The organism is Rathayibacter sp. AY1A5, assembly GCF_002930875.1.
Taxonomy (GTDB): domain Bacteria; phylum Actinomycetota; class Actinomycetes; order Actinomycetales; family Microbacteriaceae; genus Rathayibacter.
The window spans coordinates 23782-46279 of sequence record NZ_PSTM01000001.1 but is presented as its reverse complement, the minus strand read 5'-3'; the positions used below and the strand labels follow the sequence as shown (position 1 = coordinate 46279).

The following is a 22498-nucleotide window of genomic DNA, read 5'->3' as shown; positions in this document are numbered from 1 at the left end:
GCCACGACCCCCTTCGGAAGGGCCGCTCCCGCATGACCACGGCCACCCTGCTCGCCCGGCTCGACCGCGGCGAGGCGCTGACGCGCGAGACCGCCGAGGAGCTCCTCGGCGCGCGCGGCGACGACCTCGACCTGCTGCTGGAGGCCGCCGGCCGCCTGCGCGACGACGGACTCGCCCGCCGCGGACGGCCCGGAGTCGTCACCTACTCGCGGAAGGTCTTCGTCCCGCTGACCAAGCTCTGCCGCGACCGGTGCCACTACTGCGTCTTCGTGGAGACACCGGGCGGGCTCGCGGCCAAGCGCGAGTCGACCTTCATGGAGCCGGAGGAGATCCTCGAGGTCGCCCGCGCCGGTGCCGCGCTGGGCTGCAAGGAGGCCCTGTTCACGCTCGGCGACCGCCCGGAGGACCGGTGGCCGGTCGCCCGCGCCTGGCTCGCCGAGCACGGCTACGCCTCGACGCTCGAGTACGTGCGCGCGATGGCCGTCCTGGTCATGAGCGAGACGGGCATGGTCACGCACCTGAACCCCGGCGTGATGTCGTGGGCCGAGCTGCAGCGGCTCCGCCCGGTCGCGCCCTCGATGGGCATGATGCTCGAGACGACCGCCGAGCGCCTCTGGTCCGAGAAGGGCGGCGTGCACTACGGCTCCCCGGACAAGGACCCGGCGCTGCGCCTGCGCGTGCTCGAGGACGCGGGACGCAGCCGCATCCCCTTCACCACCGGCGTGCTGCTGGGCATCGGCGAGAACGCGGCGGAGCGGGCGGACGCCCTCTTCGCGATCCGCGAGTCCCACGAGCGGTGGGGCCATGTGCAGGAGTGCATCGTCCAGAACTTCCGCGCGAAGCCGCGGACGGCCATGCAGAACGAGGTCGACCTCGAGCTGCAGGAGTACGTGGCCAACGTCGCGGTCGCGCGCCTCGTGCTGGGCGCCGAGGCGACGATCCAGGCGCCACCGAACCTCACCGACGAGCAGGAGCTCGGGCTGCTGCTGCGCGCCGGGGTCGACGACTGGGGCGGTGTCAGCCCGCTCACGGCGGATCACGTGAATCCGGAGCGCCCCTGGCCGAACATCGACGACCTCGCGCGGCTCACCGCGGCGGCCGGCTACCGGCTGCACGAGCGGCTGACCGCCCACCCGCAGTACCTCCGCGACTCGGCCACCTGGATCGATCCGCGGGTCGCTCCCTACGTCGAGGCGCTCGCCGACCGCGGGACCTGGCTCGCCGACGAGGCGGCAGCGGTCCTCCCCCAGCCCTACCGCGACTCGCTCGACGCCCTGCCCCGACCGGTCGCGCCCGCCCTCGGCGCCGTGCTCGCCCGGGCGGAGACGGACCCCGCCGGTCTCGAGGACGCCGACTACCTCGCCCTGCTCGCAGCCGACGGCGACGACCTCGACGCCCTCTCCGCTCTGGCGGACGACCTGCGGCACGACGCCGCCGGCGACGAGGTCTCGGTCGTCGTCAACCGCAACATCGACACCTCCCTCTGGGGAGACGGCGGGCTGACCGTCGAGCGGCTGGAGGAGCTCGCCGACGAGGCGGTCGCGCTCGGCGCCACCGAGCTCTGCCTCCAGGGCGCGATCGGACCGGAGCACCCGGGCGACGATCTGCTGCTGATCGTCCGCACGCTGAAGGAGCGGCAGCCCTCGCTGCACCTGCACGCCTACCGGCCCGGCGAGATCCTCGAGGTCGCCCGGCGCACGGGCCGAACCCTGCCCGCGATGCTCGACGCTCTGCGCGAGGCCGGCGTGGACTCCGTCCCGGGGACCGCAGCCCGCATCCTCGACGACGACGTCCGCGCCGTCCTGAGCGAGGGGACGGACCCGACCGTGGCCGAGTGGCGCGAGGCGATCACGGCCGCGCACCGCAGCGGCCTCCGCTCCACCTCGACCATGGTCTACGGACACGTCGAGACCCCCGAGCAGCAGCTCGCGCACCTGCGCACGCTCGCGGCGATCCAGGACGAGACCGGCGGCTTCACCGAGTTCATCGCGATGCCCTTCGTCACGGCGGAGGCGCCTCCGGCCGTGGTGCGCGCGAGCCGGGGCGGGCCGACCCTCCGCGAGACCCGCGCCGTGCACGCCGTCGCACGGCTCGTCCTCCACGGCCGGATCGCCCACGTGCAGACCGCCTGGACCAAGCTCGGACTGCACGCGGCGCAGGTCCTCCTCCGCGGCGGGGCGGACGACCTCGGCGGTCTGCTGCTCGACGGCGCCCTGCGGCCCGAGGCCGGAGCGGAGGCCTACCGCTCGCTCGACATCGCGACCGTCGCCCGGCTGAGCGGCGAGATCGGCCGCGGCTGGCGCCAGCGCACCACGACGTACGGCGTGGTCGCGCCGGAGAGGGCGCTGCGGGCGGAGCCCGTCGCAGCGGCGGGTCCGCAGCGGATGCGCCTCCCGGTCCGCGGGACCCGCCGGGCGTCATGACCCGCTCCGAGTACCTGCGGCGTCAGGCCGATCTGGTCCGGGAGGAGCGGATCGAGTCGGACAGCGCCGTCGTGCGGCTGCTGACCGCGGGCGCCGAGAGCCCGCGCGCGGTCCTGCTGCTGACCGGCGTCGGCCGGGGCGCGCGGAGCGACACCGGGCTGCTGCTGCCGATGCTGGCGCGGCGCCACCGCGTCGCCGCGCTCGAGCTCGCCGATCTCGGCGACCCCTGGCTCGACGGACCCGCCGCGGTCCGCGCCTCCCTGGACGCGCTCGGCGCCGAGGAGGCCGCCCTGATCGGCCACTCGCTCGGAGCCGCCGTGGCCCTCGCCGCGGGCGATCGGCGGGTGCGCGCCCTCGCCCTCGTGGCCGGATGGCTGCGCCCGACGGAGCGCCTCCTCCGCACGGCGCGCCTCTGGCCGATGCTGCCGCCCGACGCGCAGGAGGAGGCCGCTCGGCTCCTCGCCGTCCGCTCGGCCACCGCCTCCTCCCCGTGGGGCGCCGACGCCGCGCGGATGCTCGCCGCCTCCGCCCGGGCCGACGTCGCTGCGGCCGCCTCGGACTGCCGGGTTCCCGCCCTCGTGGTCGGCTGCTCCGCCGACGCCGTCGCCGGCGTCGAGGGCGCCGAGGCCCTGCTCGGCGCGATCGACGACGCCCGCTACGCCGTCCTCGACTCCGGTCACGCGGTGCTCGCCGAGCGGCCCGCCGAGCTCCTCGCCGTCCTCGAGCACTTCCTCGCCGATCCGCACCGCGACCCGGCGGGCAGCGTCCTGGCGAGGACGACGGTCTGATGGACGTCGACGTCGTCGTGATCGGCGCCGGGTTCGCCGGGCTCGGAGCCGCGGTCCGCCTGGAGCGCCGCGGCGGGACCTCGTTCGTCGTGCTGGAGCGCGCCGAGCGGATCGGCGGGACCTGGCGGGACAACGTCTACCCCGGGGTCTCCTGCGACATCCCCTCGCACCTCTACTCCTACTCCTTCGCCCCCGAGGCCGACTGGTCGGCGTTCTACGCCCCCGGGGCCGAGATCCAGGCCTACCTCGAGCGCGTCGTCGAGAAGGAGGGCCTGGCGCCCCGGCTCCGGCTGGGGACCGAGGTGCTCGAGGCGGTCTTCGACGAGGAGGCGCACCGCTGGCGGGTGCGCACCTCCCGGGGCGACTACTCCGCCGCGGTCCTCCTCGTCTGCGCGGGGCGCCTCTCCGAGCCCCGCCTCCCGGCCGTCCCGGGCCTGGATTCGTTCGCGGGTCCCGCCTTCCACTCCGCACGCTGGCGGGACGACGTCGATCTCGACGGGAAGCGCATCGGCATCGTCGGCTCGGGCGCCTCCGCCGTGCAGATCGTGCCGCACCTCGCCGAGCGCGCCGCCGAGGTGGTGCTCTTCCAGCGCTCGGCCCCGTACGTCGTCCCCCGCCGGAACCGCCCGTACCCGCCGGAGGAGCGCCGAGCCCTCTCCCGCGCGCCCGGGGCCCTGGCGAGGCTCCGCGAGGAGCTGTTCTGGTGCGCCGAGCTCGGCTTCGCCGGCCGCGTCGCCGTGCCCGAGGCCATCGATCGGCTGCGGGCGGAGGCGCTCGGCCACCTCGAGGCGCAGATCATCGATCCCGCGCTCCGCGCCGTGCTGACTCCGGACTACGAGATCGGCTGCAAGCGCGTGCTCCTCTCGGACGACTACTACCCCGCTCTCGCGCAGCCGCACGTCCGCGTCGTCCCCGGTCCGCTCCGGCGCATCGAGGAGGGCGCCGCGCTCGGCGACGACGGCGTCCCGCACAGGGTCGACGTGCTCGTCTTCGCGACCGGCTTCCACTCCACGCGGCCGCCCTTCGCCCGGCGCATCCGCGGCCGCGGCGGCGTCCTCCTCGCCGACCGCTGGGCCGACGGCATGGTCGCGTACGAGTCGACCGCGGTCCACGGCTTCCCGAGCCTCTTCGTCGTCAACGGCCCCAACGCGAGCCTCGGCCACAACTCCGCGGTGCACATGATCGAGACGCAGATCGCCTACGTGCTCGCCGCGCTCGACCACCTCGCGGTCTCCGGCGCCGACCGGCTCGAGGTCACCGCCGAGGCCGAGGCCGCCTCCGTCGCCCGCCTCGACGCCCTCAGCGCCGACACCGTCTGGACCAACGGCGGCTGCGAGAGCTGGTACCTGGACGACAACCGGCGACTCACCCTGCTCTGGCCCGACTTCGCCTTCGCCTTCCGCGAGGAGCTCGGCCGGTTCGACCCCTCGGCCTACACGACCTGACCGCGGCTCGCTATCGTGACCGCATGACCGACCGCGTGCTCGCTCCCGAACCGCCCGCCGACGGTGCGAAGCCGAAGGGACCGGCCTCGTACTTCCCGAGCATCGAGAAGACCTACGACCGTCCCGTCCAGGACTGGCTGGACCTCGCCGACGAGCGTCTGCGCTCCGAGCCGCACATGCAGGTCGTCACCTGGCTGAAGACCGAGCACGGCCTGGGCCACGGCCACGCCAACGCGATCGTCGCCTACGTCCGGGCCGCCCGCGCCTGACCGGTCCGCCCGTCGTCCGCACAGGCTAGGCCCGCCGGCCTCCCCGGACCACCCGTCGTCGGCGCCCGCGCCGTCCGGGGATAATCGGGGCATGCGCGAAGACGACGATGTCGATCTGGTGATCGACGCGTGGGCCGGGGCCCTGCCCGACCTCGATTTCGCGCCTCTGGACGTCGTCTCCCGCCTCCGCCGCCTCAGCCCGCGCGTGCAGGAGGTTCGGCGGCAGTCCTTCGCCGTCAGCGATCTCGCCCCGTGGGAGTTCGAGCTCCTCTCGCTGCTGCGGCAGCGCGGAGAGGGCGGGATGACGCCCTCGGCCCTGGCCACGCACCTCGCGCTGTCCAGCGGCAACCTGGCCAGCCGCGTCGACCGCCTCGGGGCTCGCGGGCTCGTGGTCCGCGAGCAGAACGCCGCCGACTCGCGCAGCAAGATCGTCTCGCTCACCCCGCGGGGCACGAAGCGGGTCGACGAGGCGATGCGGAATCTCGTCGCTGCCGAGGGCGAGGTGCTCGCCGACCTGGACGCCGCGCAGGTGTCGGTCCTCATCGAGTGCCTGCGGCGGATCAGCGACACCCTCGACCGACTGCAGTGACCCGCTACGCCCGACGAGCCTGAGAGGTCAAGCCCGTTCGGAGAGACGGGCACCGGACGTAGCGTGAAGCGTGCACGGTCGAGGCGTCAGCCACCCGTGCGGATGATCGCGAAAGCGGAGAGCACCATGACACAGATTTCTTCTATCCAACCCGCGCGATGGAGCCGGAACGGAGTCAGGATCGTCGTCGTCCCCGGGGCGGAGCTGCCCCGGTTCCGACTCGAGATCGACGCCCGACTGACCACCGCGCCCTCCCTCTTCCCCACCGGACCCTTCTCGACCGTCGAGGAGGCCGAGCGGGCCGCCGAGGTCGCCGCCGGCCTGCTGGGGGCGAAGATCCCGGCCTGAGCGAACACCGGTCGAGACGGCCGGATCAGCCCGCGAGCTCCGCGAGCGATCCGGTCGGGACCGCGATCCACCCCTCGGTTTCCGCCGCCTCCTGCAGTTCGGGAGGCACCGGCAGGGTCGCGCCTAGGGCGTGGGCGCGGGCGTTGAGAGCGGCGACGACGGCGTCGAATGCGTCGTCGGAGCGGCTCATCAGCGCGAGCGCGGGCGCCGGCACATCGAGCCAGGGCGCGGCCCGTCGCAGCGACTCCGCGGCGAGCGCCACGGCCTCCGGTCGCGTCTTGTACCCCGTGGTGTCCACTCCCCAGAGCCGCAGCGCCGCCGCCGGGTACGCCTCGACGAGCCGTCCGCGCCCGGAGCGGTCGACGTCCTCGCCGCTCGCGGCGAAGGCGTCGAGCAGCTCCGCGCAGCGCATCGCGGTCATCCCGAGCCGGTCGGTCGAGACGCTGAGCGGCCAGCGGCCGGTGACCTCGCGCGCCACCCGGTCCGTCTCGCGGTACGCGAGGCGGCGGCGCCAGTCGCGTCCCGCGAGCGTCCGCGGCGAGACCTCCCGTCGCGTGTGCGCGGAGACGAACGCCGCGAACTCCACCGGCCAGCCGAACGCGCAGTCGATCCCGATGACCGCCGCGTCCCGTGACGCCTCGACGATCGTCGCGTCCTCGGCGCCGAGTACGAGCGAGCGGACGACGGCCCGGCCGCCGGAGAACTCGAGGGCGGCGAGAGCGGTGCGCACCGGCTCCGCAGCGAGGTCGACACCGATCGTGAGCACGGGGACAGGGTAGGCGCTCCGGCGCTACGCTCGAGCGATGACGCCGCCCGCTCCCTCCTCCCGGGCGGAGTCGGCCCGCGTGCCGGTCGCGCTCCTCCGCCTCCTCGTGGCCGCCGCCGTTCTGGTGGCCGTGATCGCGACGGCCGTCGACACCGCCTCTCGGACGCCGCTGAACCCGTTCAACTTCTTCGGCTTCTTCACCATCCAGAGCAACATCGTGCTGGCCGTCGTGCTCGGAGCCACCGCCGTGCTCGCGCTCCGCCCCAGCCCCGCGCCCAGCGGGCTCCTACTGGTGCGGGGTGCCTTCACCGGGTACATCATCGTCGTCGGCCTCGTGTACAACACCCTCCTCACCGATGTGGCGGGCGGAGTGGCGCTGCCGTGGGCCAACACCGTCATGCACGTGCTGTTCCCCGTCTACGGACTGCTCGACTGGCTGCTGCTCGCGGATCGCCCTCCGCTGCCGTGGCGCAGGCTCTGGCTGGTCGTGGTCTACCCGATCGTCTGGCTCGTCGTGGTGCTGATCCGCGGAGCGACGGACGGCTGGGTGCCCTATCCGTTCCTGGATCCCGCGACCGGGTACGGGCAGGTGTCGGTGTTCGTCGTCGGGATCGCGGTCGCGTTCCTCGCGTCGGGGGCGCTGGTCTGGGCGATGAGCCGGCTGCGGATCGTGCCGGTGGCGGGAGGCTGAGAGGACGCTCGCCTTCCAGACGGTTCCGCCCGCCGGACGACCGGATCCGCTGCCGTCGCGCACATCCGGCCCGTTCTGGGGTCACCCGTTCGGGGTCATCCGGGGCGCCGCTCCCCTAGCGTCAGCACCGACGGCTCCCCCACCGTCCTCCCCCTCGAGAACGGTCCCCCATGAGCCTCTCCCTCTCCCGCCCGCCGACCCCGAGCCGCCGCGTCCGCGCCCTCGCCGTCGGAGCCGCGCTCGCCCTCGCCGCCGCGCTGCTCCCGGCGCAGGCCGCCGCCGCCGCCACTCCCGCCACCCTCTCGGTGCTGAGCCTCGGCGACTCCATCACCCAGGCCTACGGGACCTGCGGCTCCTTCGCGGACTGCCCCCGCAACAACTGGTCCACCGGCACCAGCTCCTCGGTGAACTCCTTCGCCTCGCGCCTGCGGACCGCGCGCCCCGGCACCACGGTCACGACCGCGAACTTCGCCACCACCGGCGACGTCGTCGCGCAGGTCCCCTCGCGGATCGACGCCGCGGTCGCCGCCGGCGTGCGGCCGGACGTCGTCACCCTGCTCATCGGCGGCAACGACCTCTGCTCTCCCGACAACCGCGTCGCCTCCGACGGCTACACGATGACGCCGGCGAGCACGTTCCGCACCGGAGCCTCCGCCGCGATCACGAAGATCCGCACCACGTGGCCCTCCGCCCGCATCGTCCTCTCGTCGATGCCGAACGTGGCCTCCGAGTGGTCGGTCGTGAAGACCGGAGTCGGCGCGCTCGTCTGGGCGGGCGGCGACCTCTGCCGGACCACGCGCGGCGTCAGCTCCACCGGCCGCAGGCTCAGCAGCACCGCCGCGGCCGCCTCCGCCGCTGCCGCGAAGACGCGGACGACGCAGTACAACACCGCGCTGCAGACGGCGTGCAGCGCCGCCGGTCAGCTCTGCGACTGGGACGGCGGAGCGCTCACCGCGACCCCCGTCACCAAGGGCCTGATCGGGACCACCGACTACTTCCACCCGAGCGTCGCGGGTCAGGCGAAGATCGCCTCGATCCAGTGGGCGGCGTCGAACTTCTCGAAGTAGCGGCCTCCGAAGCGGCCGCTCACGCGTCGAGCGGCCGCTCCCCCTCGCGGCGGCGACGCTGCTCCTCGGCGAGCCGCGCGTAGTGCGCCTCCTCGCGCTCGAGGTCGGCGAGCTGCTCCTCGGTGCTCTTCGGAGCGGGCCGCACCACCATCGTCGGCGGCGCCTGCTTCCGGCGGCGGGGCACTCGGCCGCCCGGCACGAAGGATCCGCCGTCGCCGCGCTTCCAGTCGTGCCCGAGCAGGAACCACAGCGAGACGCCGATGAGCGGGAGGAAGAAGATCAGCAGGATCCACACGATCTTGGGCAGGTTCTTGATGACGTTGTCCGGCTGCCGCACGACGTCGACCAGCGCGAGCACGGTCAGGACGATGATCACCAGCGAGAAGACGAACCCCATGCAGTCGAGGGTACGACGCCGCCGCGCGAGCAGAGTGCTACTCGGAGAGTCGCATCACGACTCCGGCGTCGAACACTCCGCGGTCCGCTCCTTTCCTCTCGCGCACCGCTTCGACCTCGCTCCAGGCCACTCCGAGCTCCGACGCGAGCGCATGCAGGACTTCCGCGACGTCCGCCAGCTCTTCGACGGACGGGGCAGCCAGGACCTCGTCGCATTCCTCCTTCAGCTTCGCCAGGAGCCAGGCCCGCCGCTCGCCGGCATCGACGGATCTGAAGCGCGCGTCGACACCGAGACCCCGGAGCAGTGCCGGTACACCGTCTCGGACGAGCTTCTCCCTCGTCATGTCAGCAGCCGGACGAGCTCTGATGCTGACGCGACGGACCCGCCCGCGTCGACGTCGGGGGCCCGGAGAGCGTCGACTGCACCACGGACATCGCTCCACGGAGGACGGTCTCCGGTCACATCGACGGCCGGGCCCCATCGAGTACCCTCCGCTGAAAGTGGACCGAGCACTTTCCCCCACCCCGACAACTCCACCCGATACCCGTTCGAACGCCTCTCCGGATTGTGACCTGGAAGAATGACGGCTGGCACCCCTGATGCCACGCACGTCGTCGCGATTCCATGTCCTCCGTGATGCACGACGGCAGCCAGCTCCGGAAACACTTCTTCGAGATCCCAGAGAGCCGCGACGTGGATGGCGTCCGGGACATGTCGATACGAATCCGCTGACGCCTGGTCTCCGGTCGCCACATAGATTTCTCCTTCCCAGTTCTCGAAAGCGTGCAGGAACTCCGAGTCGATTCCTCCTACCGTCCGATAGAACAGCAACCCGGATCCATGCAGACCCGCTTTGACCGGTCCGAGAACGCCAGTGAAAACCACTTCTCTCATACCGACGCGGCTCTCCATTACGTCAAGACTCGGCGCACTCGGTATTGCGATCAGCCCGCGTTCGAACAGTTCTCGAACATCTCGATCGACCAGGGGAAGCCCTCGCCGCCCAAGAGCCTCGTTGACCGCCATGAGCGGTCCGGTCCAGATCTCGGACACTCCCTCGCCCTGATAGCGGTAGCCGACGAGCTGATTGTCTTGGCATAGCGTGACGATCGGGATGGAGAGCGAAGCGCAAGCTACGATCATCGACAATCGGTTATCGTTGATCACCCGGTCCGGCCTGAACCGCTGGAGCACAGCGACGTCAGCAACGACTGCTTTATCGAACACGCCAGGATCTCCCCATTCTGCCCATGGGTCGATGTCTGCGACACCTTCGCGGTAATAGGCTGTCGTGAAGATTCCCGCCTTCGAGACCAATCGATCGTGCACCGCATTCTGCCGACCGAGTAGAACACAGTCCCAACCCGCGGAGTGAAAAGCCCGACCTATGGCTACCAGGCGCGTGACGTGGCCGTTCCCCCTTCCCCACGAGACATGCAGTACAACGGCGCGCTTCATGTCGCCCTCGCAAACCGAAAATTCTCAACGAGCGCGACGACAGTCGAATGCGATGCAGCGGCGACCAGGCCCACCTCTTCTCCCGCGAGAGCGAGTTCCCAGTCGGCGAGATCTGGAGTTGCGTTCGCTCGCGCGATCACCGTACGCAGGTGATGCGGAGGAAGAGAGCGCGTCAATGGCGCGACGACCTTTTCGTGCGCATTGCCGATGACAACGTAGCCATCGACATCGCTACCAAGGGCTAGGACGTCTCGCCATGATGAGATCTCGATCTCTTGCGCTATTCCTGCATAGCCCCGCAGGTCTAGGGCGCCGGGGATCATGTGGACGTGCATGTGATGACAGAGGCGCTCTCCAGGACGACTTCGCAGACAGTGACCGGTACGCCCGTGCTCGAACAGAACGTAGTCCCCGAACTCTGCACAGATGCGCTTACCGAGGTCGGCCTCCAATGCGTCGAGCCGCTCTGCCGCCTGCGCATCCATGTCTGCGGCCGATGGATAGTGCTCGGTTGTGTAGATGAGGAGGTGACCCTGCCGAAGGGGAGCTGGATCAGAACAGACCGCGAGTCCGTCTTCCTCCCACACTCGACGCGGATTCGACCTGCAGAAGACGCATTCGGGGTCCCAGGTGACCGACATTCTTCATCATTTCCTTTCGCTCGAACTCGATGAGATGGACTGGACTGCGGCAAGTGCTAGATCGACCTCATTTGTCGTAGTTCTCGGCCCGAAACTCACCCGGACAGTCCCGCCATCGCCTGTGCCGAGAGTCTCGTGGGCCAGAGGAGAGCAATGCAGTCCGGCGCGAACGAGAATGTCGAAGCGTTCTTCGAGGAGCGAAGCAGCAACACTCGGGGTCACACGGTTCATCCGGAACGACACCACTCCGACAGGTTCTTCGGCGCTGGGCGATTCGATGAGGGTGACCGCGCCACCACCACTGAGACCAGTAACGAATCGTTCTCGCAAATCGGTTGCTCGACGCCGCCTTCTGGCGATCTCGGCCCCGTCCAACAGCCTCAGAGCCGCGCCTAACCCGGCGATTCCGATCCCATTCTGTGTTCCCGCCTCTTGCGACCAGGGCAGCCAGCAGGGATGATCCCGACTTTCAGAACGTCCACCCGATCCGCCGGTGACGAAAGGCGACAACCGGACACCTTCTCGGACAACAGCGCCACCAACACCCAAAGGTCCCCCCAAACCCTTGTGCCCAGCGAACACCAGCACGTCCGCAAGACCCGCGTCGACATCAAGGTACCCAAGCGCCTGCGCCCCATCCACGGCGATGAAAACACCGGCCTCTCTGCAGATTTCAGAGATTTCACGGATCGGAAGCACTGAACCGGAGACGTTGGAGGCCCAGGTGACAATGACCCCGGCGACTCCGCCGGCAAGCAGTTGCTCCTGCAGTCGATCGAGATCGAACGGTCCGCTGGTCGAGGGCGGAATGATCTCATGCCTGACCGAACCCTCCTGCGCCGCTGCATGAAGTGGCCGAACCACTGAATTGTGTTCGAAAGCGGACGTCAGGACGCGGCCCCCGATCGAGCCCAGGTGGTGCACAACCGCATTGAGAGACATCGTTGCATTCAGCGAGAAGGTCACCCGCTCCGGATCGATGCATTTGACCAGATCTGCTAGCGACTCACGAGCTGCCCAGACTTGGCCCTCAGCCCAAGCGGATAGCCGGTGCCCCGACCTGCCTGGGCTTGTTCCACGTTCAGCATAGGATTTCATGGCGTCCACTACATGATGCTCCTTGGGAAAAGACGTGGCCGCAGAATCGAGATAAATCACTCCGCACCTCTTCGTGTGGGTCTTCGTCGGTTCGATGTGATGATGAACATATATCCCACAGCCATCCACGCCGACGACTGGCACGAAATGACACTCGCCGCGCCTGGCTCTGTGAGAGCTGGACAGCGGGCGAGCCTTGGCGCCACGTCTGCGCGTGCGCACGGTGTTCACGACCCGAGGGGTGCCACGCGCGCCACACTCTGGTCGCCGAAGGGCACAGCCTGCTACGGTCTCGCACATCGAATTGCGAAGTCACAAGCGAACTGACGTGAAGCGATCACTCCTTTACCGCGACATCGCGGAGTGCAGTCCGCGACGTACAATGAGGGCCGGCTCTGCGATGCCTCCAGGTACGCGAGAAAGGATGAAGGCATGTCAGGACCGTTGATCTTCCCGCAGAAAGCAGACGGTGTTTCTCCGGAGGTTTCAGTCGTCGTTCCGACCTATGACCGCCCTGACGAGTTGAGAAGAACTCTGACGACATTAGCGCAACAAGAGGCGTCGTTCACCTATGAGGTCATCGTCGCAGACGACGGCTCTTCGAGCGATACCGTTGCGGTCATCAAGGCCTTCGAACACGCGATTGACATCTCATACACTCGCCAACGAGACGACGGGTTCCGCCTGAGCGCGGTAAGGAATCTCGGCGCGCGAGCATCTCGGGGCAGAACACTGATCTTCCTCGATTGCGGCACTCTCGCGGGCGAGAACCTGATTCAGTCCCATGCGGCGAACGTGGAAGTCGGTAAACGCAGTACAGCAGGGCCGACCTACGGCTGGGACTTCTCTGGCGAAGATGCCCATGCATTCCGTTCTCTTGTCAGCGGCCCGGACTGGCGCACAAGACGCATGGAGATGGCTACGCGGCCCGGCTACGCTGATTACAGATCGGACAAGTGGTTGGATGTCGATGTCCGGCGGGTTCCGCTGGCGGTCCCCTGGCGTTTCTACTGGGGACGGAACATTGCAGTGGCGCGATCGGATTTCTTCTCCGCGGGCGGTTTCGACGAGCGCTTCTCAACTTATGGAGTCGAAGATGTGGAGTTCGGCTACAGGCTATGCCGGATGGGCCTTTCTCTTCACTGGATAGAGGACGCGTGGGGCGTAGAACTGCCGAGCATCTCCGAAAATACAGCCGAACAAGCAAGAAGCAATCGAGCTAACCTGGAACAGTGGGCCGATCGATGTGTCGATATGGAAATCGAGTTCTTCATCTGCAACAGGCCCCTGGCGCAATTGGAGCAGCCCGAGTGGGAGCGCGTCGCGAGGTGGGCTCGAGATTCAACGAACAGCCGAGCTGACCTGCAGATCCTTCGTCAGCATCCGAACGACACATCGATGCTTTTCGTCGGACTGATGTCTGAAGTAGCTCATTCACGGTCCGTCGTCGCGCTCGGGCCGGGTTTTCCCATTGCGTCCGAACATCCGAGCGGCTGGTCGACTGCACGGCGACCGGTCAATCTCAACGCGATCGGGATCCGATGCGGTTTCGCCGAACGCGAATTCGACATGGTGTACCTGAGCGATGCGATGGCGCCCCTGGCTGCAGTGTGGGGTGAGCATCTTCTGGCCACGGCCCGGAGGTGCGGGAAGGACCTGTTGCTGGGGCGCGGTCTCGCCGCGGCATTTCAATCAGCGGGGATAGGGTCGGACGGCTTTTAGGTGAGAGATATTCAGTGGCGCGCATCAGTTTCGGATCGCAACGACCCGGGCGACATCGAGGATCCACCTTCGTCCGCCCGCGCCAACTAGACCGGTCAGCGACTAAGGAGGAACCACTGTCTGGCGCTCGCGTCCCACAATCCGTCGCCCTGACCCTGCTGAGCAACGCGACCATCGGAGGCCTCACGAGCGTAGCCGTTCCCGTCTCCCTCGACTCGGCCGGTCACTCAAAGGGCGAGATCGCCGTGTTCTTTCTCGTCAACGCGGCCGCCGCCATCGTCTACAACACCCTGCTCGTCCCTACAGTTCGCCATCACGGGTACCCGCGCAGCGCATTGGTCCTGACCTGCGCAGCCGTCCCGGTCGCCCTCCTTGCACTCCGCGCGACCGCAGGTACATTCGTGCTCGTCATGCTGAGCGGCGTTCTCCTGCTCCTCGTCAGCACGATCGTCCCGCAGATCTTCGGCCGCGTCGCCGCGCAGCTGAGTGACGACGAACAGGTCGCCGCGGTCACGCGTCTTCGGCTGATGACGGTCGGCGGATACATCCTCGGCCTCGTCATCTACTCGGCCGTGTCCGCGCTCGGGCTCGATCCTCTCTTGATCGCCTCCGTGTTCGGCGGCATCACGATGATCGGTGCGACCTGCAGACCATTCGCTGGACGCGCGTTCCCGCGCGAGCACGATGGCGGAGAAGTCGGAACGCCTCGAGCGAGAAGCGGAGCGTTCTTCACTGCGCTTGTCCTCGTGGCGCTTCTCAAGTCGGCCGACACCCTTCGGGGGATCTATCTGCCGCTGTTCGCTGTCTCGTCCGGGCTCCGCCCTGCCGAGGTGCCTCCTTTGTTCCTGATATCGGCTCTACTGGAGTTGGCCGCGCTGCCTCTGCTCGGTCGGCTCAGCGCGGCCCGCGGCAGCGCCGTCACCCTCGTCGTGATCGCCCTCTTCGGGGTCGGATCGTTCTCGCTCCTGCTCCTCGCGACCACCTATCCGGTGCTGCTGCTGGCCCAGGTGCTCTACGCCGTAGTGGGCGTCGGCTTTCAGAGCACCGGCCTGGTCCTGCTCGGTCGAACGAGCAGGGGCGGAGTCGGCGCGGGCGCCAGCGCATACACGGCCGTGACGCAGGTCGGGACCGTCCTCGGAGCAGTGCTGCCGCTGATGGTCGAGGGCTACTCGTCCGGGATCTTCGTCATCGCGACCGTCCTGGTGGCGCTGGCCGGGATGCTGGCCGTCGCGCTGCGGGCGGTCGGCGGACGCTGGTGACGGCATCCGATCGCGCCAGCACACCGGCGACTCTTGCGCACCGGATGCTGACTTTCTCGCGAAGCGCTGAATCAGACCGATGCACGCGTCTCAGCCGTAGTTGCGCACCCCCGCCCGGCCCTTCCGCGCTCATGACACCATCGGATGATGACCGAGACGCCGCCCGCCCCCGCCTCGACACCGGTGAAGAAGCGCCTCACGGCCGCCCGTCTCGCCCTGATCGCCGGCCTCGTCCTCGCCGTCGCCGGCCTGGCCGCGCTCGCACTCGTGCCTCTGCAGTACGCGAACATCGACCGTCAGGGCTTCGACTACGTCTGCAGCGTCAGCCTCGGCGGTGTCCCGCCCGAAGCGGGAGAGCTCGTCCGCGGCTTCTGGTCGTGGTGGCCGCTCGGCGCAGCCTGTGAATGGAAGCTCCTCAACGGCACGACGGTCGTCGACCTCCCCGACTGGTCGACGACCGCCGTCGCGATCGTGGGCGCCGTCCTGCTCGTCGTCGGAGCGGCGCTCGCGATCGCGTCGCCGTTCCTCCGCCGCCGGAGCGCTCCGGCCGGGACCGCCTAGCGGTCGAAGAGGTTCCCGAGGTCGCCGAGACCCGGCAGCTGGAAGTCCGAGCCGAACTCGGACACCTGCTCCCCCAGCCCGGACACGTGCTCGCCCGCGCCGGAGACGAACTCGCCCGCGCCGCCCGTGATGTCGCCGAAGTCACCCAGGTCCCCGAATCCGCCGGCCAGGTTCTCGAAGTCCACGCCGAGACCGGACGCCTGCGCGAGCAGAGGACCGGCGACGCTGCTGATCACGGCACCGCCTGCGACCGCCGCGAGCAGTCCGCCCGCCGCGCCGAGCCCGATGCCCGCCGCCGCTCCGACGCCCGCGCCCGCGAGCGTACCGCGCGTCCCCGGCTTCGAGAACATCTTCTTGAGGAATCCCGGGTTGTTCGCCTCTCCCCGCGTCGCCGCACGCGCCAGGTCGTCGGGGGCGGAGGACCGCGACTGCTCGTTCGCGGGCAGCTCGTCGCGGAGCCGGGCCTCGACCTGGGTGCGCTGCGCCGGCGTCAGCTTCGCGAACGCGTCGCGGTGGACCTGCTCGAGCTGCTCCGGGTCGGCGGTGCGGAGGAGGTAGTCGTAGCGCGCGATCGCCGCGCGGTCCTCCTGCGTGACCACAGGCTGCTGCCCGGGGCGGGCGCCCTGGGGTCGCGCGGAGGGGCGCTGCGGCGAGCCGTACTGCTGGGGCGGCTGAGCCTGCCCGCTCCGCGAGTCGCCCGTCACCTTGTCGGCGGCGGTGCGCACCAGGTCGCGCCAATCGGTCGTCCCGCTCGAGGACGACCCCGAGCCGCTCTTCGAATCGAGCGCCTTCGACGCCATGCCGAGAACGCGCTTGAACATGCTCACAGAGAACCTTCCGTCGAGTACCAGCCTCGATCATGTCGAGTCAGCCTGAACGAAGGCCCGCGGGACGCCCTCAGAAGGCCGTGAGCGGTCGGGCGGTGGGCGTCGCTCCAATATGTCCTCTCCGGCCTCGCCTGATCGAGGAGCTCGCGCACGCACCGCGGGCGGAGGACGGCCCGCCACATCCAGCCGAGGAAGGGGGTCTCGAATTCCGACAGCGACCGCCTGCGGACGGCCGCCATGCGACCGGCTATCGCGAGCAGCGCGCTGAATCCCGCGAGTCGGCTTTTCGCGAACGCGTTCCGCTGAACGGAGAGGCTCAGGACGAGGACGGCCGAGAACCCGCGAAGGAGCTCCTCGGTCGTGCGTCCCTGCCGCCGAGGAGTCCCCACCCGGGCAGGACCACCGAGGACTCGAACCGTCGGCGCCTCGACCAGCACAGCTCGGAGTGCTGGGCCGGCGGCAGACCGTGGCGTCAGACGGAGCGACGGCGGCGGTCGTCCGATGGACTGATCCCGATCGCGGATCGTGGTGCCCCTGGAGGGACTCGAACCCCCAACCTGCTCCTTAGGACGGAGTCGCTCTTCCATTGAGCTACAGAGGCTGGCCGAGCCAGTGTACCCGCCGGGCCCCGCCGCCCGCGAAGCGCCGACCGGCCCCCATCACAGCGCCCGCGAAGCGCGCCTCGGCCCTCCCCGCGCCGACCGAGCGGCACCCGCCTCTTGACACAGCCTCGTTGAGGCTCCATGGTTAGCTACAATACCAACCAACCACCTAACCCAGCACCGAAGGAGCCCGCGTGGACGACTCCCGCCCGCTCTTCCTGCAGATCGCCGAGCAGATCGAGAACGACATCATCGACGGCGCGCTGCCGGAGGAGTCGCAGGTCCCGTCGACCAACGAGTTCGCCGCGTTCCACCGCATCAATCCGGCCACCGCCGGCAAGGGCGTGAACCTGCTCGTCGACGACGGGGTGCTCTACAAGAAGAGGGGGATCGGCATGTTCGTCGCCGAGGGGGCGCGCGACCGGCTGGTCGAGAAGCGCCGCACGCAGTTCCGCGACCAGTTCGTCGCTCCGCTGCTCGCCGAGGCCGCCAAGCTCGGCCTCAGCACCGAGCAGCTCGCCGACATGATCACAGAAGGGGGATCGCGATGAGCGCGGTCATCGAGGTCCACGACCTCACCAAGCACTACGGACGCATGCGCGCCGTCGACGGCATCGGCTTCGCGCTGGAGGAGAACCGCATCCACGGCCTCCTCGGCCGCAACGGCGCGGGCAAGACGACGCTGATGTCGCTGCTCACCGGCCAGGAGTTCGCCAGTTCGGGCGAGATCCGCGTCTTCGGGCAGTCGCCTGTGGAGAACGCCGCCGTCCTCTCCCGCACCTGCTTCATCAAGGAGAGCCAGAAGTACCCGGACGACTTCAAGGTGAAGCACGTCCTGCGCAGCGCTCCCTGGTTCTTCGACGGCTGGGACGAGGCGTTCGCCCGCGAGCTCGTCGAGGACTTCCGCCTCCCGGTCGACCGCAAGATCAAGAAGCTCTCCCGCGGACAGCTCTCGGCGATCGGAGTGATCGTCGGTCTCGCCTCCCGCGCCCCGCTCACGTTCTTCGACGAGCCGTACCTGGGGCTGGACGCCGTCGCCCGGCAGCTGTTCTACGACCGCCTCCTCCAGGACTTCGCCGAGCACCCGCGCACGGTCGTCCTCTCCACCCACCTCATCGACGAGGTCAGCAGCCTGCTCGAGCACGTCCTCGTCATCGATCAGGGCCGCCTCGTCGTCGACAGTGACGCGGAGGAGCTGCGGGGTGCTGCGGCAACGGTCATCGGACCCCGGCAGGCCGTCGAGTCGTTCACCGCCGGCCGCGAGGTCATCGCCCGCTCCGCTCTCGGCAGCCGCGCCTCTGCCACGCTCCCCCGCCTCGACGACGCCGGCCGCGCCTCCGCCGCCCGCCACGGGCTCGAGCTCGAGTCCGTCCCCCTCCAGCAGCTCGTCGTCCAGCTCACCACCGGGAAGGCCTCGGAATGACCGCCCTCACCGGCGCCCACACGCGCCACGACACCGCCGTCGGCCGCCTCGGCAGCATCGTCCGCCTGCACTTCGCGAACCCCGCCACGATCCTCTACACGCCGCTGATCATCACGGCCGTCATCCTGGCGGGCAACCTGGTCGTCTGGTGGCTGATCCTCCGCGGGCTCGACTCCGGCGAGCGCCTCGAGGCGCAGGAGGGGATGGCCTACTCCGGCGCGTCCTTCTTCCTCTTCGTCTACATGATGGTCGTGGCCGTCCAGTCGGTGAACGTCACCTTCGGCCTCGCCCTCGGCTACGGTGCCACCCGCCGCGACTTCTCCCTCGGCACGGCCCTCACCTTCGTCGCCCTCTCGGTCTTCTACACCGGCGTCTTCGTGGTCCTCGGGATCGTGGAGCGCGCGACCGACGGCTGGGGCTTCGGCGGCAGCTTCTTCCGCTCGATCTACTTCGGCGGGGACTCCGTGGGCGAGCAGGCCGTCGCGGTGCTCTGCGCCCTGCTCTTCTTCTTCTTCATCGGAGCGGCGACGGCGGCGGTCTACGTGCGCTGGCGCCAGCGCGGGATGCTGCTCTTCTTCGGGATCCTCGGCGCCCTCCTGCTGGCCGTGATCACCCTCCTCACCCTCACCGAGAACTGGCCCGCCGTCGGCTCCTTCTTCGGCAGCGTCGGATACGCGGGCGGCTACGCCCTCTCGCTCATCCCGACCGCGATCGCCGGAGTCGCGGGCTGGGCGATCCTCCGCCGCGCCACCCCGCGCAGCAGCTGACACCACCGCCACCGATCCGAGAGGACCGACCATGACCGCCCCCGCCCGCCGCTCCGCCTCCCCGCGGAGGATCCTCTCCGTCCTGAGGCTCCACCTCGCCCACCCCGGGACGGTCCTCGGCTGGCCGCTGCTCGTCCTGCTCGCCGTCCTCGCCGGCAACCTCGTGATCTGGTGGCTCGTCCTCCGCGGGATCGGGGCCGAGCGGGGCGGCGGCGACTCGGGCATCCTGCTCGTGGGGCCGGGGATGCTGATCGTCGTCTTCCTCTTCATCGGCTCCATCCAGGCCACGACCGCCACCTTCGGGCTGGCGCTGAGCTACGGAGCGACCCGGCGCGACCACGTCCTCGGCAGCGCCCTCGCCTTCGCGGCACTGTCCGTGCTCTGGTCCGCGATCGTCGTGGCCCTCGGGGTGCTCGAGGAGGCGACCGGGGGCTGGTGGCTGGGTGGCGCGCTCTTCCTCGCCTCCCCCCTCGACGGTCCGTGGCACGAGCGCTTCGTCGTCCTGCTCTGCTCGCTCCTCGCCGCCTTCGCCCTCGGGGGAGCAGCGGGAGCGGTCTTCCTCCGCTGGCGGGAGCGCGGAGTGACGGCCTTCCTCCTCGCCCTCGGAGCGGCGGCACTCGCGGTGGTCGTCGTCGTCGCTCTCGCCGGGGGCCGGCCGGTCGTGGCGGACGTCCTCGAGAGCGCGGGCACCGCCGGAGCCGCCGCTCTGCTCCTCGTCCCCGCCGCGCTCCTGACGGCGGTCGGGTCGCTGGTCCTCCGCCGGGCGACGCCGCGCGCCTGACCCCCTCCGGAGCCGGGCTTGCAAGGCCCTTCCGCCCCGGGCGTCCGGATGCCAGCGTGGGCACATGGCCGACTCCCCCGCTCCGTCCCTCCTGCCCGTCCCCGAGCACAGCTGGATCGCCCGACCCGCCGACGCCGAGCTGACGCAGGACACTCTCGACACCGTCGACGCCTGGTGGCGCGCCGCGAACTACCTCGCGGTCGGGCAGATCTACCTGCTCGCGAACCCGCTCCTGAAGACCCCGCTGAGCCGGGAGGACATCAAGCCCCGCCTGCTCGGCCACTGGGGCACCACCCCCGGCCTCAACCTGATCTACGCGCACCTGAACCGCGCGATCCGCGAGCGCCGCCAGCCGACCCTCTACATCACCGGTCCCGGCCACGGCGGACCGGGCATGGTCGCCAACGCCTACCTCGACGGCACCTACAGCGAGATCTACTCCCACATCGACGAGTCGGAGGAGGGGCTGCGCCGCCTCTTCCGCCAGTTCAGCTTCCCCGGGGGCATCCCCAGCCACGCCGCCCCCGAGACTCCGGGCAGCATCCACGAGGGCGGAGAGCTCGGCTACGCGCTGAGCCACGCGTACGGAGCGGCCTTCGACAACCCGGACCTCCTGGTCGCGGCGGTCGTCGGCGACGGCGAGGCTGAGACCGGCCCGCTCGCCACCAGCTGGCACTCCAACAAGTTCGTGAACCCGCTCACCGACGGCGTCGTCCTGCCGATCCTGCACCTCAACGGCTGGAAGATCGCGAACCCGACCGTCCTCGCCCGCATCCCGCAGGAGGAGCTCGACAGCCTCCTCCGCGGGTACGGCCACGAGCCGTTCCTCGTCGAGGGCGGCTTCGACGGCGAGGACCCGATGCGCGTGCACGAGCGGTTCGCCGACGTCCTGGACACGGTGCTCGACCGCATCGCGGCGATCAAGGAGCGCGCCGCCGCCGGCGACCTCTCACGCCCGGCCTGGCCGATGATCGTGCTGAAGACCCCGAAGGGCTGGACCTGTCCGACCGAGATCGACGGCGTCCAGGTGGAGGGCACCTACCGCTCGCACCAGGTCCCGCTGCCCAACGCGCGCGACACGGAGGCGCACACCCGGCTCCTCGAGGACTGGCTCCGCTCCTACCGGCCCGAGGAGCTCTTCACCGAGGAGGGCGGCGTGGTCGACCGCGTCCGCTCGCTGGCCCCCGAGGGCGAGCTGCGGATGAGCGCGACCCCGCACGCGAACGGCGGGCTGCTGCGGCAGACTCTCGACCTGCCCGACTTCCGCCGCTACGAGGTCGTCGTGGAGCAGCCGGGTGGCACCGTCGCGGAGGCGACGAAGGTGCTCGGCGAATGGCTCGCCGACGTCATCCGCGCCAACCCGACCAACTTCCGCCTCTTCGGGCCGGACGAGGTCGCGAGCAACCGGCTGCAGTCCGTCTACGCCGCCACCGACAAGCAGTGGGACGCCGAGCTCAGCCCCCTCGACGACCACCTGGCCCGCGCCGGGCGGGTCATGGAGGTGCTCTCGGAGCACCAGTGCCAGGGCTGGCTGGAGGGCTACCTGCTCACCGGCCGCCACGGGCTCTTCACCTGCTACGAGGCGTTCATCCACATCATCGACTCGATGTTCAACCAGCACGCGAAGTGGCTGGACGGCACCCGCGACATCGAGTGGCGCCGCCCGATCGCGAGCCTCAACTACCTGCTCTCGAGCCACGTCTGGCGCCAGGACCACAACGGCTTCAGCCACCAGGACCCGGGCTTCATCGACCACGTCGTCAACAAGAAGCCCGAGGTCGTGCGCGTCTACCTGCCCTTCGACGCGAACACGCTCCTCTCGACCTACGACCACTGCCTCCGGAGCGTGGACTACGTCAACGTGGTCGTCGCCGGCAAGCAGCCCTCGCCCCAGTGGCTCACGATGGCGGAGGCGGTCGCGCACTGCACGCGGGGCCTCGGCATCCTGGAGTGGGCGAGCAGCGAGCGGCAGGGCGAGTCCCCGGACGTCGTGCTCGCCTGCGCGGGCGACGTGCCGACCCTCGAGACCCTCGCGGCGGTGAGCATCCTCCGCGAGACGCTGCCGGACCTCGCGATCCGCACGGTCAACGTGGTCGATCTGATGCGCCTGATGTCGGAGTCGGAGCACCCGCACGGCCTCTCCGACCGCGAGTTCGACGCCATCTTCACTCCCGACCGCCCGATCGTGTTCGCCTACCACGGCTATCCGTGGCTCATCCACCGCCTGACCTACAAGCGGACCGGCCACGGCAACCTGCACGTGCGCGGGTACAAGGAGAACGGCACCACCACCACTCCCTTCGACATGGTGATGCTCAACGACCTCGACCGCTACTCGCTGGTGATCGACGTCATCGACCGGACCCCCGGCCTCGGCGCCCGCGCCGCCGGTCTCCGCCAGGAGATGCAGGACGCCCGCATCCGCGCCCGCGCCTACACCCGCGAGCACGGCGAGGACATCCCCGAGGTCGCGAACTGGACCTGGGCCGGCGAGCGCTCCGGCAACGCCAGCGCCAACACCGGCAACGACAACGAATGACGCGGCGCGAGGGACGACCTCAGCGGCGTTGTCGTCA

The 22498-nt window shown here is 69.9% G+C and carries 23 protein-coding genes and 1 tRNA gene; 16 read left to right on the top strand and 8 right to left on the bottom strand.

The features are described from left to right. Positions 1–32: 32 nt before the first annotated feature. The 6 genes from cofG (at position 33) to C5B98_RS00235 (ending at position 5862) form a co-directional block, all read left to right on the top strand. A complete protein-coding gene (gene cofG / locus C5B98_RS00260) occupies positions 33–2423 on the top strand; it encodes a 7,8-didemethyl-8-hydroxy-5-deazariboflavin synthase CofG (RefSeq protein ID WP_104327092.1) in 2391 nt (796 codons plus the stop codon). Next, positions 2420–3211 carry an alpha/beta fold hydrolase gene (locus tag C5B98_RS00255; protein WP_104327091.1) on the top strand — a complete coding sequence of 264 codons (792 nt, stop codon included), beginning with the start codon at positions 2420–2422 and terminating at the stop codon, positions 3209–3211. Before cofG ends, C5B98_RS00255 begins: the two co-directional genes overlap by 4 nt. Further along, positions 3211–4656 carry an NAD(P)/FAD-dependent oxidoreductase gene (locus C5B98_RS00250; RefSeq protein ID WP_104327090.1) on the top strand — a complete coding sequence of 482 codons (1446 nt, stop codon included), beginning with the start codon at positions 3211–3213 and terminating at the stop codon, positions 4654–4656. Before C5B98_RS00255 ends, C5B98_RS00250 begins: the two co-directional genes overlap by 1 nt. A 23-nt stretch (positions 4657–4679) precedes the next feature. Further along, a complete protein-coding gene (locus tag C5B98_RS00245; protein ID WP_104232872.1) occupies positions 4680–4925 on the top strand; it encodes a DUF4287 domain-containing protein in 246 nt (81 codons plus the stop codon). Positions 4926–5016: 91 nt separating this feature from the next. Continuing rightward, entirely contained in the window at positions 5017–5514 is a 498-nt protein-coding gene (locus C5B98_RS00240) for a MarR family winged helix-turn-helix transcriptional regulator (protein WP_104225059.1), read from the top strand. 126 nt (positions 5515–5640) lie between these two features. Continuing rightward, positions 5641–5862, top strand: a complete 222-nt coding sequence (locus C5B98_RS00235; RefSeq protein WP_146076845.1) for a hypothetical protein — start codon at positions 5641–5643, stop codon at positions 5860–5862. 25 nt (positions 5863–5887) lie between these two features. Here the strand turns inward: C5B98_RS00235 and C5B98_RS00230 are convergent, their stop codons facing one another. Continuing rightward, positions 5888–6628, bottom strand: coding sequence for a DUF429 domain-containing protein (locus C5B98_RS00230; protein ID WP_104327088.1), 741 nt, complete (start codon positions 6626–6628; stop codon positions 5888–5890). Between the two features lie 37 nt (positions 6629–6665). Here C5B98_RS00230 and C5B98_RS00225 point away from each other — a divergent pair, with 37 nt between their 5' ends. Both C5B98_RS00225 and C5B98_RS00220 read left to right on the top strand, forming a co-directional pair. Further along, on the top strand, positions 6666–7319 hold the full coding sequence (locus C5B98_RS00225) for a Pr6Pr family membrane protein (protein WP_104261112.1): 654 nt from the start codon (positions 6666–6668) through the stop codon (positions 7317–7319). 170 nt (positions 7320–7489) lie between these two features. After that, positions 7490–8386, top strand: coding sequence for a GDSL-type esterase/lipase family protein (locus tag C5B98_RS00220; RefSeq protein WP_104327087.1), 897 nt, complete (start codon positions 7490–7492; stop codon positions 8384–8386). 19 nt (positions 8387–8405) lie between these two features. Here the strand turns inward: C5B98_RS00220 and C5B98_RS00215 are convergent, their stop codons facing one another. From C5B98_RS00215 to C5B98_RS00195, 5 genes are all read right to left on the bottom strand, one after another. Then, complete coding sequence (locus tag C5B98_RS00215) at positions 8406–8783, bottom strand: PLD nuclease N-terminal domain-containing protein (RefSeq protein ID WP_104249441.1); 378 nt, start codon at positions 8781–8783, stop codon at positions 8406–8408. 37 nt (positions 8784–8820) lie between these two features. Next, positions 8821–9126 (bottom strand): nucleoside triphosphate pyrophosphohydrolase, encoded by a 306-nt coding sequence (locus C5B98_RS00210; protein WP_104224621.1) that lies wholly within the window; start codon positions 9124–9126, stop codon positions 8821–8823. Then, complete coding sequence (locus C5B98_RS16540; RefSeq protein WP_146076844.1) at positions 9123–10241, bottom strand: glycosyltransferase; 1119 nt, start codon at positions 10239–10241, stop codon at positions 9123–9125. The genes C5B98_RS00210 and C5B98_RS16540 overlap by 4 nt, the downstream gene beginning before the upstream one ends. Next, complete coding sequence (locus tag C5B98_RS16535; RefSeq protein WP_146082278.1) at positions 10238–10726, bottom strand: hypothetical protein; 489 nt, start codon at positions 10724–10726, stop codon at positions 10238–10240. Before C5B98_RS16535 ends, C5B98_RS16540 begins: the two co-directional genes overlap by 4 nt. Positions 10727–10888: 162 nt before the next feature. After that, positions 10889–12040: an aminotransferase class V-fold PLP-dependent enzyme gene (locus C5B98_RS00195; protein ID WP_181065413.1), complete on the bottom strand. Its 1152-nt coding sequence runs from the start codon at positions 12038–12040 to the stop codon at positions 10889–10891. Positions 12041–12412: 372 nt separating this feature from the next. On the opposite strand from C5B98_RS00195, the gene C5B98_RS00190 reads away from it, so the two are divergent. The 3 genes from C5B98_RS00190 (at position 12413) to C5B98_RS16745 (ending at position 15522) form a co-directional block, all read left to right on the top strand. Then, on the top strand, positions 12413–13702 hold the full coding sequence (locus C5B98_RS00190; protein WP_104327085.1) for a glycosyltransferase: 1290 nt from the start codon (positions 12413–12415) through the stop codon (positions 13700–13702). Between the two features lie 245 nt (positions 13703–13947). After that, positions 13948–14961, top strand: a complete 1014-nt coding sequence (locus C5B98_RS00185) for a hypothetical protein (RefSeq protein WP_104226470.1) — start codon at positions 13948–13950, stop codon at positions 14959–14961. A gap of 147 nt (positions 14962–15108) precedes the next feature. Beyond that, positions 15109–15522: a hypothetical protein gene (locus C5B98_RS16745; RefSeq protein WP_104339898.1), complete on the top strand. Its 414-nt coding sequence runs from the start codon at positions 15109–15111 to the stop codon at positions 15520–15522. Here C5B98_RS16745 and C5B98_RS00175 read toward each other — a convergent pair. Continuing rightward, positions 15519–16343: a hypothetical protein gene (locus tag C5B98_RS00175; RefSeq protein WP_258063393.1), complete on the bottom strand. Its 825-nt coding sequence runs from the start codon at positions 16341–16343 to the stop codon at positions 15519–15521. The two genes, C5B98_RS16745 and C5B98_RS00175, sit on opposite strands and share 4 nt — an antisense overlap. Positions 16344–16875: 532 nt before the next feature. After that, positions 16876–16950 (bottom strand) — tRNA-Arg (locus C5B98_RS00165). A 195-nt stretch (positions 16951–17145) separates the two neighbouring features. Here C5B98_RS00165 and C5B98_RS00160 point away from each other — a divergent pair. From C5B98_RS00160 to C5B98_RS00140, 5 genes are all read left to right on the top strand, one after another. Beyond that, positions 17146–17502 (top strand): GntR family transcriptional regulator, encoded by a 357-nt coding sequence (locus tag C5B98_RS00160; protein WP_104224613.1) that lies wholly within the window; start codon positions 17146–17148, stop codon positions 17500–17502. Beyond that, a complete protein-coding gene (locus C5B98_RS00155; protein WP_104224612.1) occupies positions 17499–18374 on the top strand; it encodes an ABC transporter ATP-binding protein in 876 nt (291 codons plus the stop codon). The genes C5B98_RS00160 and C5B98_RS00155 overlap by 4 nt, the downstream gene beginning before the upstream one ends. Beyond that, positions 18371–19141: an ABC transporter permease gene (locus C5B98_RS00150; protein WP_104224611.1), complete on the top strand. Its 771-nt coding sequence runs from the start codon at positions 18371–18373 to the stop codon at positions 19139–19141. The genes C5B98_RS00155 and C5B98_RS00150 overlap by 4 nt, the downstream gene beginning before the upstream one ends. 31 nt (positions 19142–19172) lie before the next feature. Next, a complete protein-coding gene (locus tag C5B98_RS00145) occupies positions 19173–19922 on the top strand; it encodes a hypothetical protein (RefSeq protein WP_104224610.1) in 750 nt (249 codons plus the stop codon). Positions 19923–19986: 64 nt separating this feature from the next. Further along, positions 19987–22461 carry a phosphoketolase gene (locus C5B98_RS00140; protein ID WP_104224609.1) on the top strand — a complete coding sequence of 825 codons (2475 nt, stop codon included), beginning with the start codon at positions 19987–19989 and terminating at the stop codon, positions 22459–22461. Positions 22462–22498 lie beyond the last annotated feature (37 nt).